Below are 287 nucleotides of genomic sequence, written 5' to 3' on the forward strand. Positions count from 1 at the left end.
ACGGAAGCGCAGTGGGAATACGCGGCGCGTAGCCGGGGTAAATATGTGGTGGCGCCCACCGACGATGGCACGATACGTATTGAAGGTCAGAAAGGTATCAATGTAGCCACCGCCACGGACCGGGAGATTTATGCCCGTCAAAGCGAAAGCTCTTTAGATATTGATTCCCCGCTTCCCCGGGATTTCCGTCCCCCCAATCCGCTGGGGATTTACGACATGGCCGGAAACGGCTGGGAATGGATGAAGGACTGGTATGACCCGGAATACTACAGCCATTCGCCGGTAAA

General features: G+C 55.7%; 1 protein-coding gene. It reads left to right on the forward strand.

Annotated elements, in window-relative coordinates:
- Positions 1-287 (forward strand): formylglycine-generating enzyme family protein (locus OGV94_RS00120; RefSeq protein WP_286522112.1); only part of this gene is annotated, 287 nt, incomplete at both ends.

Source organism: Citrobacter sp. Ce006 (assembly GCF_030336535.1).
GTDB classification, from domain to species: Bacteria; Pseudomonadota; Gammaproteobacteria; order Enterobacterales; family Enterobacteriaceae; genus Citrobacter; species Citrobacter europaeus.